This window comes from Fodinibacter luteus (genome assembly GCF_039541575.1).
In the GTDB taxonomy this organism is placed as follows: domain Bacteria; phylum Actinomycetota; class Actinomycetes; order Actinomycetales; family Dermatophilaceae; genus Fodinibacter; species Fodinibacter luteus.
The window spans coordinates 139,855-152,691 of sequence record NZ_BAABGM010000002.1; the positions used below are offsets into that span (position 1 = coordinate 139,855).

A 12,837-nucleotide genomic window follows, 5' to 3' on the forward strand; every position below is an offset into this window, starting at 1 on the left:
AGGCCCGGCCCTCCGGCGGGGCGGCGCCTTCCCCTCGAGCCCCTTGAGCAGGCAGGATCGAGCAGGTGAAACCCGGACCCTTCGTGCACCACGCCCCGCGCACCGTCGAGGAGGCCGTCGCCGTGCTCGCCGAGGTCGGCCACGACGGCAAGGTGCTCGCCGGCGGGCAGAGCCTCATCCCCGTGCTCAACATGCGGCTGGCCAGCCCGGGGCACCTCGTCGACATCAACGGCGTGGACGGGCTGAATGCCGTGGACGTCACCGATGCGTGGGTGCGCGTCGGGGCCCTCGTGCGGCACGCCGCCCTCGAGCGGCACGGCGGGGCGGGTGCCGCCCTCCCGCTCATCCGCCAGGGCCTGCGCAACGTCGCCCACCCCGCGATCCGCAACCGCGGCACGACCGTCGGCTCGATCGCGCACGCCGACCCGGCGGGTGAGATGCCCTCGGTCGCCGTGCTCACCGGCGGGGTCGTCGAGGCGGTCGGCCCCGGCGGTCGGCGCGAGATCGCCGCGGCCGACTTCTTCGAGGGCCCGCTGGAGACCACCCTCGCCCACGACGAGCTCGTCGAGGCCGTGCGCTTCGGGCGGTTCGCACCGGGCACGCGCACGGCGTTCCTCGAGTCGGCTCGCCGTCACGGCGACTACGCCCTCGCCGGGGTCGCCGTGGCCGTCGAGGTCACCGACGGGGTCGTCCGCACGGCGCGGGCGTCGTTCGTGTCGGTGACGCCGGTGCCGACCGTGCTCGACCTCACCCCTGCGCTCGGCGGGCGGGAGGCCGACTCCCCCACCGCGCCGGCGGACGCCGAGGCCGTCGTCGAGCTCGTGCGTGCGCACGTCGACCCCGAGGGAGACATCCACGCGAGCGCCGACTACCGACGGATGCTCGCCGCCGAGCTGACCCGGCGGGCGCTCGCCGCCACGACCACCGAGGCGCAGGAGGGGGCGGCGTGAGCGGCCCGACGAGCCAGAGCAGCACGGCCGACCCGTCCCGCCCGGCCGCCGAGCAGCTGCTCGACATCACGGTGCGCGTCAACGGGGTCCCGCACTCGGCCACCGCCCCCGCCCGGCGCCTGCTGTCCGACTTCCTGCGCCACGACCTCGGGCTCACCGGCACCCACGTCGGGTGCGAGCACGGCGTCTGCGGCGCGTGCACGGTGCTCGTCGACGGCCGGCCGATGCGCTCCTGCCTCATGTTCGCGGTGAGCGCCCAGCGCCACGAGGTGACGACCGTCGAGGGGATCGGCGACGACCCCGCGGCGATGAGCCCCGTCCAGCAGGCCTTCGCCGAGTGCCACGGGCTGCAGTGCGGCTTCTGCACCCCGGGGTTCGTCACGACGATCACCGCCTTCCTCGAGGAGAACCCCGACCCGACGCCGGAGGAGGCGCGCGAGGCGATCTCGGGCAACCTGTGCCGCTGCACCGGATACCAGAACATCGTCGCGGCGGTCGGTCGCGCGGCCGAGATCCGCCGCACCGGGAGCGACCCGTCGGCCGGCGGTCGACCGGGCGACGGGGCGGACGAGGTGGCCCGATGAGCACCCGCCAGTTCGGCGAGAAGGTCCAGCGCTGCGAGGACCCCCGCCTGCTCACCGGCAACGGCCGCTACCTCGACGACCTCGGCCGGCACGCCCTCGCGGCGGCCTTCGTCCGCAGCCCGCACGCCCACGCCCGCATCGTCGACATCGACATCCACGACGCCTGGGAGGTCGAGGGGGTCGAGGCGATCTACACGTGGGAGGACCTCACCGGCCGGGTCGCAGAGCCGCTGCCCGTGCTCATCCCCCACCCGGCCCTCACCCACCCGCGTACCGGCCACTGCCTGGCCCGGGAGGAGGTCAACCACGTCGGGGAGGCCGTCGTCATGGTCGTCGCGCGCGACCGCTACGTCGCCGAGGACGCCGCCCAGCGGATCCGGGTCTCGTACGAGGGCCTTCCGGTCGTCGTGGGCATCGAGAAGGCGCGCGACGGCGAGGCGCTCGTCCACCCGGACGCGCCCGGGAACGTCGCCGCCCACCTCGTCCAGGAGGTCGGTGACCTCGAGGCCGCGATGACGGCCGCCCCCCACACGCTCACCCTCGACCTCGCGATCGAGCGCAGCGCGTCCATGCCGATGGAGGGCAAGGGCGTGCTCGCCCGCTGGGACGTCGACGACCAGTCGCTGCGCCTGTACTCCTCGACCCAGACGAGCACGGGGGTGCGCGCGGCCGTCGCGGCCAAGCTCGGGATGCCGCTCGCCAAGGTCGAGTGCACCGCGCCCGACGTGGGCGGCGGCTTCGGCGTCAAGATCATGCACCCGTGGCCCGAGGAGGTCCTCGTGCCGTGGGCGGCCCGGCTGCTCGGCCGCGACGTCAAGTGGACCGAGGACCGCCGGGAGCACTTCGTGTCGAGCTCGCACGAGCGCGGCCAGCTCCAGGAGGTCACGGTCGGGTTCGACGACGAGGGGCGCCTCCTCGCCCTCGACGTGCGCTTCTGGCACGACAACGGCGCGTACACGCCCTACGGCATCATCGTCCCGATCATCACCGCCACCCAGCTGCTCGGGCCCTACAAGCCCGGGGCCTACCGCGTCGAGTTCTGGTCCCTGTACACGAACACCGTGCTCGTGACCCCCTACCGCGGAGCCGGGCGCCCCCAGGGGTGCTTCGCGATGGAACGCGCGATGGATGCCGTCGCGGCCCACCTCGGTCTCGACCGGGCGGAGGTGCGAGCGCGCAACTTCATCCAGCCCGACGAGATGCCCTACGACCACGGATTGATGTTCCAGGACGGGCGACCCCTGAAGTACGACTCCGGTGACTTCCCGGCATCCCTCGCGAAGCTCAAGGCCCTCGTCGGCTGGGACGACTTCGCGGACCACCGCCGGGAGGCCGAGGCGCAGGGCCGCCGGGTCGGCCTCGGCATCGGCTGCTACGTCGAGGGCACCGGGGTCGGCCCCTACGAGGGCGGGCACGTGCACGTCGAGACGAGCGGCCGGGTCAACGTCGCCACGGGGCTGACGACCCAGGGCCAGGGGCACCAGACCATCCTCGCCCAGATCGTCGCCGACGAGCTCGGCGTGCGGATCGAGGACGTCCACGTCACCACCGGGGACACGCGCCGGATGGCGTACGCCGTGGGCACCTTCGCCTCCCGCGGGGCGGTCATGTCCGGCAACGCCGTCGCGCTCGCGGCGAGGGTCGTGCGCGAGAAGGCCCTCCGGATCGCGGCCGACGCCCTCGAGGTCGCAGCCGACGACCTGCAGATCGAGGACGGCGTCATCTCGGTCAGGGGGGCGCCGGGCACCTCGATCGCCCTGTCGACGGTGGCGGTGCTGTCGAACCCGCTGCGGTACGCGTTCGACGAGTCGTCGCAGGCGGCGACCCAGTTCGCCGGCACCTTCGACCCGGACAGGCCGCCGGTCGCCGACGACGAGGAGCCCGGGCTCGAGGCGCAGGACTTCTACTCCCCCACCCAGGCGACCTTCGCCAACGGCATGCACGCGGCGATCGTCGAGACCGACCCGGTCACGGCGGAGATCCGCATCCTGCGCTACTGCGTCGTCCACGACTGCGGGGTCATGGTCAACCCGATGATCGTCGAGGGCCAGGTGCACGGCGGCGTGGCGCAGGGGGTCGGTGGGGCGCTCTACGAGCGGATGGCCTACGACGAGTCGGGGCAGTTGCTCAACGCCTCGTTCATGGACTTCCTCATCCCCTACGCCTCCGAGGTCCCGCACATCGAGACCGACCACCTCGAGACCCCCAGCCCGCTCAACCCGCTCGGCCTCAAGGGCGCCGGCGAGGCGGGCACGATCCCGGTCACCGCCGTCATCGCCTCGGCCATCGAGGACGCCGAGGGGTTCCCCATCCGCTCGATGCCGATCAGCCCGTCGGAGCTGTGGCACCTGCGCCAGCAGCACGCCCGCGACCCCGACACCGTTCCCGCGCAGGAAGGCTCGCCATGAAGATCTCCGGCACGTCCACGCTCGAGGCGCCCGTCGACAAGGTCTGGGAGGCGATCCTCGACCCCGCCGTGCTCGCCCGGTGCATCCCGGGCTGCGAGGCCCTGAGCACCGTCGGCGAGGACCGCTACGCCATGTCGGTCACCGCGGGCGTCGCGGCGATCAAGGGGACGTACGCCGGTGAGGTCTCGCTCGCCGACAAGGTCGCCCCCCACTCGCTGACGATGAAGGCCTCCGGCGCGGGCGCCCCAGGCACGATCGACGCCGACGTCAGGGTGCGGCTCGTGCCCTCCCCCGACGGCGGCACCGAGCTGAGCTACGACGCCGACGCGTCGGTCGGGGGGGCCATCGGGGGTGTCGGCCAGCGGATGCTCGTCGGCGTGACGAAGAAGATGGCCGGCCAGTTCTTCCTCTCGCTCGACCAGGACATCGCCGGGGTCCTCGTCCCTGCCGGGGCGACGACCGCGGTCGGCGCGCCGCTCGCGGGGGGCGAGGGCGCGGCATCCGCACCCGGGGTGTACGTCGGTCGTGGCGCGGCGCCGAGCCGGGGCGCGCTCGACCTCGGCTCGCGCGGAGGGTTCGCGCTCGGCACCCTCGTCGGCGGCCTGCTGGCGCTGGCCGGGGTCGCGCTCGGGGCACGGATCGGGCGGCGGTCCTGATGCGCGCCTTCACGGCGGCCGCGGTCCAGATCGCGCCGGTGCCGGGGCCGCTCACCGCGGCGTCGGTGGCGGCGAACCTCGACCGGATGGTCGACGTCACGCGCCGGTGCGTCGCGGCGACCGGTGCCGAGCTCGTCGTCCTGCCGGAGTCGGCGACGACCGGCTTCACCCCCGGCTGCCCGACCGAGGAGCTGTGGGAGCTCGTCTCCGAGCTGCCCGGCGCGGTCGCCGAGCCGCTGCGCGACGTCGCCGCCGAGCTCGGCATCCACCTCGTCGCCGGCACGTACGAGCGCGGGCCGACCCCCACCGTCGTCCACAACTCGTCGGTGCTCATCGATCCTGCGGGCACACTGCTCGGGGTCTACCGCAAGACCCACCCGTTCTGCTCCGAGGCGGTCTCGGGCGGCGGGTGGGTGACGCCGGGCGACACGGTCACGGTGTGCGACACCGAGCTCGGCCGGATCGGGATGATCATCTGCTTCGACGGCGACTACCCCGAGCTGTCGCGCATCCAGGCGGTGCAGGGCGCCGAGGTGATCTGCCGCCCGTCGGCGCTGCTGCGCTCGGCGGACATCTGGGAGCTCACCTCACGGGCGCGCGCCTACGACAACCACGTCTACGTCATCGGGGCGAACGCCGTCGGCGCCGACCCCGCGGGGGTGCTCTACTTCGGCAACTCGCACATCGTGACCCCCATCGGGCACATCGTCGCGAAGGCCGCGACGCACGAGGGCTGGGTCTCGGCCCGGCTCGACCCCGCCGACGCGCTGTCGTCGCTCACGCCCGGGTCGAACATCGGGCAGGGCTTCGACCACCTGCGCGACCGCAACCTCGACCTCATCCGCAACCACCGAGCGGACCTCGAGGCCCCGGCGAAGACGTCCTTCCCCCACGCCTGACCCACCCCCCTCCCCCGCGCCTGACCCACCCCGCGGACTCAGGTGCAGTACGTCTGCTCAGGGCCGTACTGCGACCTGAGCCGGCGAAGTGCTCCTGACTTCGAGAGGAAGGGGCGTGTATGCCGGTCAGCCCGCCGCGGTGCCGCGCACCCACCACGCCCGCGAGGTCAGCTCGAACGGGCCGGGCCCGAGGGTGGCGAGGAGCTCGGCGCGCAGGGCGGCGCGACCGGCATCGGTGAGCCCGGCGACGTACACGCCGGCCGGGCCGGTGCCGTGGAGGAACGGGGCCCAGTAGTCCTCGAACGTCCCGTACCGCCGGCGCACCTCGACCGCGCCGTCGTCGACCCCGGTGAGGCCGGAGCCGCGCCACAGGCCGGCGAGTCCGCCGGGGCGACCGAGCGGCATCGTCGCCTCGTCCTGCCCGACGACCGACGGGTCGAGGCGGGCCGCGGCATCCCAGAGCGCGCGCAGCATCCCCATGCCACCGCCGTAGTCCCAGACCGCGGCGGCGACGACCCCGCCGGCCCGGGTGACCCGGAGCATCTCGGCCATCGCCCGGACCGGGTCGGACAGGAAGGTCATGACGAGGAGCGAGACCGTGGCATCGACGGAGCCGTCCTCGAGGGGGAGGTGCTCGGCCTCACCGACCTCGAACCGGACACGGGGGGCGTCACCCGTGGCCCGCACGCGTTGACGCGCGGCCTCGACGAACCCCGGTGCCGGGTCGACGCCGACGACCTCGCAGCGCGGCCAGCGGCCGGCCACCTCCAGCGCGAGGTGGCCGGTGCCCGAGCCGACGTCGAGCACCCGGACCGGCGGCGTCGCCACGTCGAGGCCGACGACGTCGAGGAAGGCCGGGGCGAGCAGCACGCTCCAGCGCCCCATGAAGCGCTCGTAGGCCGACGCGTCGCCGAACACCCGTCCACCGTGGCACGGCGGCCGGCGGCCGACCAGCCCGGTGCCGGTGGCGGACGAGCGGCGAGCCCGATGTGGTGGCGAGATGTGGCCCGGAACCGGCGCTTCGTCGGCAGCAACTGCCAACGAAAGCAGCCCTGTGGCGGAGTTGGATCGTGCCCATGGCCGAGCAGACGCAGCGACGGATCCGGGTGGGCATCGACACCGGAGGGACGTTCACCGACGTCGTGGCCCTCGACGAGGAGACCGGTGAGCTCGTCACGACGAAGACCCCGAGCACCCCGGGGAACCCCGCCGACGGCTTCATCGCGGGCATCGAGAAGATCCTCGGCGTCATGGGCGCCGCCGGCGACGACGTCACAGCGGTGTGCCACGGCACGACCGTCGCGACGAACAAGCTGCTCGAGGGCAAGGTCGGGCGGCTCGGCTTCATCACGACCGAGGGCTACGAGTTCATGCTCGAGATCGCCCGCCAGGCCGTTCCCGACGGCTACGGGAACTCCTACTTCTGGGTCAAGCCCCCCCGGATCGTCCCCGCCGACCACGTGCGCACCGTGGGGGGCCGGATGGACTTCGAGGGCAACGTCATCCGGCCTTTCGACGAGTCGGGTGCCGTGGCCGCCGCGCGCTGGCTGCGCGAGCGGGGGATCACGACGATCGGCGTGTGCTTCCTGCACTCCTACGCCAACGACGAGCACGAGCTGGCGATGCGCGAGGTGCTGACCCGCGAGCACCCCGAGGCCGTCGTCTCGATCAGCTCGGAGGTGCTGCGCGAGTACCGCGAGTACGAGCGGTCGATGACCACCCTCGTCGACGCCGCGGTCAAGCCCGACGTCAGTCGGTACGTGTCCAGCATCAGCTCGCGCCTGCGCGCGATGTGGCAACCGGAGCGCAGCGAGATCCGTGCGGTCGGGGGGGTGCACGGGGGGGCGCGGGTCCCACGCTCTGCGTGGGCGCCCTCCCGTGGGGCAGGTTCCGGGGGGCTGCACGGGGGGGCGAAGCCCTCCCGTGGGTTCTACGTCATGAAGAGCAACGGCGGGGTGCTCTCGGCCGACGAGGTCGTCCACCAGCCGATCACGACCGTGCTGTCCGGGCCCGCAGCCGGCGCGCTCGGCGCCGCGCTCATCGCCCGCAGGGCCGGCTTCGACAAGGTGCTGACCTGTGACGGCGGTGGCACGTCGACCGACGTCTCCGTCGTCCTCGACGGCGAGCCGACCCTGACGACCGAGGGCAGCGTCGGCGCCTACCCGAGCAAGATCCCGATGATCGACGTCGTCACCGTCGGTGCCGGCGGCGGTTCGATCGCGCGGGTCTCCCCGGAGGGTTCCCTCAAGGTGGGCCCCCAGTCCGCGGGTGTGGACCCCGGCCCGCTGTGCTACGCCCAGGGCGGCACCGAGCCGACGATCACCGACGCGCACCTCGTCCTGGGCCGCATCCCCCCGCACCTGCTCGGGGGGGAGATCCCCCTCGACGTCGAGGCGGCCCGGCGCGGCATCCGCGAGCTCGCCGAACGACTCGGCCTCGACGAGCAGCGGTGCGCCACCGGCATCCTCGAGATCTCCGCCTGGAACCAGGCCAACGCGCTGCGCCAGGTCAGCGTCAAGCGAGGGCTCGACGTCCGGGACTTCGTGCTCACGACCTTCGGCGGCTCGGGCTCGCTGCTCGCCTGCCGGCTCGTCGACGTCCTCGACCTCGCCGGCGTCGTCGTGCCGCAGAACCCCGGAAACGTCAGCGCCTTCGGCCTGCTCACTGTCGACGTCAGGAACGACTACGTGCAGACCCACGTCGCCCGGCACGCGGGCCTGGACCACGGTGGCGTCGAGAGGGTCTTCGACGAGCTCACCGCCAAGGCCGCCGCCGCGCTCGACACCGAGGGCTTCCCGCGCGAGCAGCACGAGTACGCCCGCACCGTCGACCTGCGCTATGTCGGGCAGGCCTACGAGGTGCGGGTGCCCGCGAGGCCGGGCCGGGTCGACGAGGCGTACGCCACCGCGGTCGCCGACCGGTTCCACGAGGCGCACCGCCAGCTCTACGGCTACGACTTCCGGGGGGACCCCCGCCAGCAGGTCGAGTGGGTCAACCTGCGCGTCACCGGGGTCGGGCCGATCACCCGCCCCGAGCTGCGCGAGGTGCCGACTCGCGACGGGACGGCGCTCGCCCCGCGCTCGACCCGTGGGGTCTGCTTCGACGCGGATGCCGGGTCCGTCACCACCGACGTCTACTGGCGCCCCGACCTGCGGGCCGGTGACACCTTGTCCGGCCCGGCGATCGTCGAGGAGTTCGGCTCGACCGTCCCCGTCCACCCCGGCTTCACCGTGCGCGTCGACGCGTTCGGCAACCTCGTCGTCACGAAGGAGGCCTGAGATGTGCGGCCCCATGGTCCGTCACGCCGTCGCCCCGCCGGCCACGTCCGGCAGCGCGCCCGCCACCACCGCCGGGGCGCCGCTCAACCCCGCTGGCTTGCCCACGGCATACGAGCACGGCAACCGGCTGACCGCGGAGGGCAGCACCGTCGACCCGATCCTCGTCGAGATCGTCCAGGGCACCCTGGCGAGCGTCGAGATGGAGGTCGAGACCGCGATCGCCCGCACCTCGCGCAGCCCGATGATCCGCGACGCACACGACTTCCGCGCCGGCATCCACGACCGCCAGCTACGAAAGCTGACCGGGCGCTCGTACTCCGCCCTCGTCCACCCGATCGTGCGCGACTTCCCGCTCGCGGACATGCGCGAGGGCGACGTGTTCTTCCACAACGACGTCTACGAGTCCGAGGGGGGCATCGGTCACCTGCCCGACCTGTGCGTCACCGTGCCGGTCTTCCACGAGGGGGAGGTCGTCGCGTTCGTGCAGGCCTTCGGGCACCACGACGACATCGGCGGGGCCGTGCCCGGCTCGATGCCGAGCAAGGCGACGAGCGTGTTCGAGGAGGGCCTGTCGGTGCCGCCGATCCGGCTGTGGGACGCCGGTGTCCCCAACGAGGCGGCCTTGCGCATCATGACCCGGAACAGCCGGATGCCGGACAGCCTCGCCGCCGACCTCGACGCCGAGTGCTCCGCCTGCCTCATGGGCGCGCGCCGCCTGTCCGAACTGTTCGCGCGCTACGGGCGGGACTCGATCGAGGCGGCCTTCGACGCCATCCTCGACGCGACGACGGAGACGTACCGCCGCGAGATCCTCGGCAGGATCCCCGACGGCACCTACGTCTGGGAGGACTACGCCGAGCACGACGGCGTCGACGAGCCGCGGCTGCACACCCAACGGATCACCCTGACGAAGCACTCGACCGGCGGCCCCGGCCCGGGCGACGGCGGCCCGAGGCTGGTCATCGACTTCACCGGCACCGGCCCTCAGGCCAAGGGGCCGATCAACCACTGCGGGGACTACGTCGGCGGCAACTTCCTCAAGAAGTGGCTGGCCCCGATCCTGCGCAACCTCGCCGACACCCCCGAGCGGATGGCCGAGCTCGACGTCAACGAGGGCGTCGTGCCGCTCATCGAGATGCGCTTCCCCGAGAAGGGGACGCTCCTCACGCCGATCTACCCCGCCCCGACCAACGCCCGCACCTTCGTCATCCTGCGCCTGCTCGGCGTGCTCGCGGGCGTCGTGGCCAAGGCCGTCGACGGTCGGATGCCGGCCGACCAGGAGACGATCCGCTACACGGGGGTCTACGGCAAGGACCGCGACGGCAACGACTACCTCATGCGCGAGGTGCTCGGCGGCGGCTCCGGCGGGCGCTACTACGCCGACGGCGAGGACACCATCCACGTCGTGCCCGACTCACGCAACCTGCCGACCGAGTTCACCGAGTCCCGCTTCCCGTTCGTCGTCGAGCGCCTCGGCCTCGCCGTCGACTCCGGGGGCGCCGGACGGCACCGCGGCGGTCTCGGGTACGAGAAGCACATCCGGATGCTCGAGGACGCGAACTTCATGTCCATCGCCGACCGCTCGATCCTCGCGTGTTGGGGCGTCAAGGGCGGGAAGGCCGGCAGGCCGTTCCAGGTCACCATCGACGTCGGTGGGCCGCACGAGCGCCTCGTCCACGCCCTCGCCGACGCCGAGCCGGTCACCGCGGGTCAGGTCATCCGCATCCGGACGACGGGCGGCGGGGGCTGGGGCGACCCGCTCGAGCGGCCCTACGACGAGGTCGAGCGCGACCTGCGCTGGGGCAAGGTCTCCTTCGCGGGCGCGCGCGCCGACTACGGCGTCGTCGCGACCGGCACCCAGGACGAACCGGTCGTCGACGTCGCGGCGTCCGACGCGCTGCGTGCCGAGCGGCGGGCGGGGCGGGGCGAGTCGCCCTTCTTCGACCGGGGGCCCGGCTACGCCGCCCTGTCCGGTGGCGCCACCGCCGCTGCGGTCGACTGGGTGTGAGGGGCGGTCCGCCGGCGGGCAGGGTCCTCGGAGCCACGGGGTGGCAGGACCCTCCGAGCCACGGGGTGGCAGGATCCTCCGAGCCACGGGGTGGCAGGATCCCGGCATGAGCGACGAGCTGGCCTGGCTGGACCGAGCAGTGGACCTCGCCGTCGACAACGTGCGCCGCTCGGGCGGACCCTTCGGCGCGGTCGTCGTGCGTGACGGCGTCGTCCTCGGCGAGGGGACGAACCGGGTGACCGCCGACCTCGACCCGACCGCCCACGCGGAGGTCGTCGCGATCCGAGCCGCGTGCCGGGATGCCGGCGAGTTCGCCCTGCCGGGCGCCACCGTCTACGCGTCGTGCGAGCCGTGTCCGCTGTGCCTGTCCGCGCTGCTGTGGGCCCGGCTCGACGCGGTCGTGTTCGCTGCCGACCGGCACGCGGCGGCCGCGGCCGGGTTCGACGACGCCGCCTTCCACCGGCTGTTCGACGCCTCCCCCGGCGCGCCGTGGCCGCTGCGTCGGGAACACCACCCCACGGCTCGCGCCGACGAGCCGTTCGACGCCTGGCGGGCCACCGCCTCGCGCGTTCCCTACTGACCGACCCTCCCGGCCGAGTCGAGGCGCTTCTCGCCCTTCGTGCCCTCGTCGCGCTCTCGTGCCCTCGTCGCGCCGAGCGTGACCGCTCCCGTTTCCGCGTTCACGGTCGGGTCGTTCAGGCGGCGGTGTCGTGGAGGGTGGGTGGGGTGGTCGTGTGGGTGCGTCCGGTGGGGGTGGTCCACGTGCAGGTGCCGTCGGGGGTCATCGTCACGGTCCAGCCGGCGTGGTGCTTGAAGCCGTGGTGGGCCGGGCACAGCGCCTGGAGGTTCTCCTCGACGGTCTGCCCGGCCGGGTGGGGGGTGACGTGGTCGAGGTGGCAGCGGTGGGCCGGGACGCTGCACCCGGGGAAGCGGCAGTGCCGGTCGCGGGTCCGGACCCGGGCGGCCAGGGCCTTGCCGGGGCGATAGGTGCGTCGGCGGGCGGGGGGCCCGTCAGCCGCGCCCGGGGGTCCGTCGTGGATGCGGATCCGGGTGTCGGGGTCGCTGAGCAGGGCGACGACCTCTTCGGGAAGCAGCGCGCACGCGCCCGGTGCCTCGAGCAGCCCCTCGACGAACCAGACCGGCCGCGACTCCGAATCCGGAACCGGGAGCGGCACCGGCGGCGGGTGCCCCACGGGCGGCGGCACCGACAGCGGCACCGACGGCGGGTGCGGCACCGACGGCGGGTGCGGCACCGACGGCGGGTGCGGTGCGCGAGGTGGGGGGTGGCCGGTCAGGAACGGGTTGGTCTGGGTCTCCAGCCACTGACCCAGGACCATCCCGAGGGTGCGTTCGAGGCTCCCCGAAGCCAGGGTGTCTCCGGTGACCTGCCCCAGGAGGAGGTCGAGCAGGACCTCGTCGACGCGCACGCCACCCGCCGGGGTGGGGTCGTGCCCCTGTCGGTCGTTGCCCTCGGCCGCGGCCCTGCCCGGCGCGGCAGCGCCCTGCGGGCGGGGGCGGGTGCACGCGGCGGCGGCGGTGCGCGGGTCGGGGCGGGTGACGAAGGTGTCGCCGGTGCCCGCCCGGACGGGCACGACGAGCTCGACGAGGGTCTCCACGTGCGCGTTGGCCAACACCAGGTCGGCCAGCGCGTCGAGGCGGGCCGCCTCCACGGTGCGCCGCCCCCCACCCGGTCCGCCGCCGGCGGTGGTGGTGGTCCGGGCGCGGTCGGCGGCCAGGTACTCCTGGGCCAGGGCGTCCACCGCTGCGAACACGCGCCGGGACAGCTCGTCGGGCACCTCGAGGGTCCAGCGCATCAGCCCGGTCGTGGCGGACGGGCCGACCCTCAGGCCCCGGCGGGACCGGGCGCGAGCCACCCCCCGGGTCACGCTCTGCGGGTCGGACCTGACCGCCGCCTTGCGGGCCCGCTCCACCAGCCGCGGCCGGGGCAGGGCCGAGACGTCCGCGCAGTACAGGCGCGCCTCGAACTCCACGAGACGCTCGACGGCCACGTCGGCCGAGGCCGACACCACCGCGTCGACCCGCCACGGCTCGAG

General features: G+C 73.9%; 10 protein-coding genes. 8 read left to right on the forward strand and 2 right to left on the reverse strand.

The genetic code is table 11. The features are described 5' to 3' along the window. Nucleotides 1–65 precede the first annotated feature (65 nt). The 5 genes from ABD899_RS02495 to ABD899_RS02515 are packed head-to-tail and all read left to right on the forward strand — an operon-like array spanning nucleotide 66 to nucleotide 5,497. Nucleotides 66–950 (forward strand): FAD binding domain-containing protein, encoded by an 885-nt coding sequence (locus ABD899_RS02495; RefSeq protein ID WP_345201904.1) that lies wholly within the window; start codon nucleotides 66–68, stop codon nucleotides 948–950. Further along, nucleotides 947–1,534 carry a (2Fe-2S)-binding protein gene (locus ABD899_RS02500; RefSeq protein ID WP_425474931.1) on the forward strand — a complete coding sequence of 196 codons (588 nt, stop codon included), beginning with the start codon at nucleotides 947–949 and terminating at the stop codon, nucleotides 1,532–1,534. The genes ABD899_RS02495 and ABD899_RS02500 overlap by 4 nt, the downstream gene beginning before the upstream one ends. Further along, on the forward strand, nucleotides 1,531–3,942 hold the full coding sequence (cutA, locus tag ABD899_RS02505) for an aerobic carbon-monoxide dehydrogenase large subunit (protein WP_345201907.1): 2,412 nt from the start codon (nucleotides 1,531–1,533) through the stop codon (nucleotides 3,940–3,942). The genes ABD899_RS02500 and cutA overlap by 4 nt, the downstream gene beginning before the upstream one ends. Beyond that, complete coding sequence (locus ABD899_RS02510; RefSeq protein ID WP_345201909.1) at nucleotides 3,939–4,598, forward strand: SRPBCC family protein; 660 nt, start codon at nucleotides 3,939–3,941, stop codon at nucleotides 4,596–4,598. Before cutA ends, ABD899_RS02510 begins: the two co-directional genes overlap by 4 nt. Further along, the gene (locus tag ABD899_RS02515; RefSeq protein ID WP_345201912.1) at nucleotides 4,598–5,497 is read left to right on the forward strand and encodes a carbon-nitrogen hydrolase family protein; all 900 of its coding nucleotides are present in this window, start codon (nucleotides 4,598–4,600) and stop codon (nucleotides 5,495–5,497) included. Before ABD899_RS02510 ends, ABD899_RS02515 begins: the two co-directional genes overlap by 1 nt. A 126-nt stretch (nucleotides 5,498–5,623) precedes the next feature. On the opposite strand, the gene ABD899_RS02520 is transcribed toward ABD899_RS02515, so the two are convergent. Next, nucleotides 5,624–6,415, reverse strand: a complete 792-nt coding sequence (locus tag ABD899_RS02520) for a class I SAM-dependent methyltransferase (protein WP_345201914.1) — start codon at nucleotides 6,413–6,415, stop codon at nucleotides 5,624–5,626. Between the two features lie 158 nt (nucleotides 6,416–6,573). Here ABD899_RS02520 and ABD899_RS02525 point away from each other — a divergent pair, with 158 nt between their 5' ends. The 3 genes from ABD899_RS02525 (at nucleotide 6,574) to ABD899_RS02535 (ending at nucleotide 11,363) form a co-directional block, all read left to right on the forward strand. Further along, a complete protein-coding gene (locus tag ABD899_RS02525; protein WP_345201916.1) occupies nucleotides 6,574–8,775 on the forward strand; it encodes a hydantoinase/oxoprolinase family protein in 2,202 nt (733 codons plus the stop codon). Between the two features lies 1 nt (nucleotide 8,776). Next, entirely contained in the window at nucleotides 8,777–10,783 is a 2,007-nt protein-coding gene (locus ABD899_RS02530; RefSeq protein ID WP_345201917.1) for a hydantoinase B/oxoprolinase family protein, read from the forward strand. A gap of 106 nt (nucleotides 10,784–10,889) precedes the next feature. Then, a complete protein-coding gene (locus tag ABD899_RS02535; RefSeq protein ID WP_345201920.1) occupies nucleotides 10,890–11,363 on the forward strand; it encodes a nucleoside deaminase in 474 nt (157 codons plus the stop codon). A gap of 115 nt (nucleotides 11,364–11,478) precedes the next feature. Here the strand turns inward: ABD899_RS02535 and ABD899_RS02540 are convergent. Then, the coding region (locus ABD899_RS02540) for an HNH endonuclease signature motif containing protein (protein ID WP_345201921.1) at nucleotides 11,479–12,837 on the reverse strand (1,359 nt) is incomplete at its 5' end.

What these genes read in the sequence shown, in the direction of transcription:
- ABD899_RS02515 (WP_345201912.1), top strand. Translation starts at nt 4,598, where the DNA reads ATGCGCGCCTTCACGGCGGCCGCGGTCCAGATCGCGCCGGTGCCGGGG.
- cutA (WP_345201907.1), top strand. Translation starts at nt 1,531, where the DNA reads ATGAGCACCCGCCAGTTCGGCGAGAAGGTCCAGCGCTGCGAGGACCCC.
- ABD899_RS02525 (WP_345201916.1), top strand. Translation starts at nt 6,574, where the DNA reads ATGGCCGAGCAGACGCAGCGACGGATCCGGGTGGGCATCGACACCGGA.
- ABD899_RS02510 (WP_345201909.1), top strand. Translation starts at nt 3,939, where the DNA reads ATGAAGATCTCCGGCACGTCCACGCTCGAGGCGCCCGTCGACAAGGTC.
- ABD899_RS02535 (WP_345201920.1), top strand. Translation starts at nt 10,890, where the DNA reads ATGAGCGACGAGCTGGCCTGGCTGGACCGAGCAGTGGACCTCGCCGTC.
- ABD899_RS02530 (WP_345201917.1), top strand. Translation starts at nt 8,777, where the DNA reads ATGTGCGGCCCCATGGTCCGTCACGCCGTCGCCCCGCCGGCCACGTCC.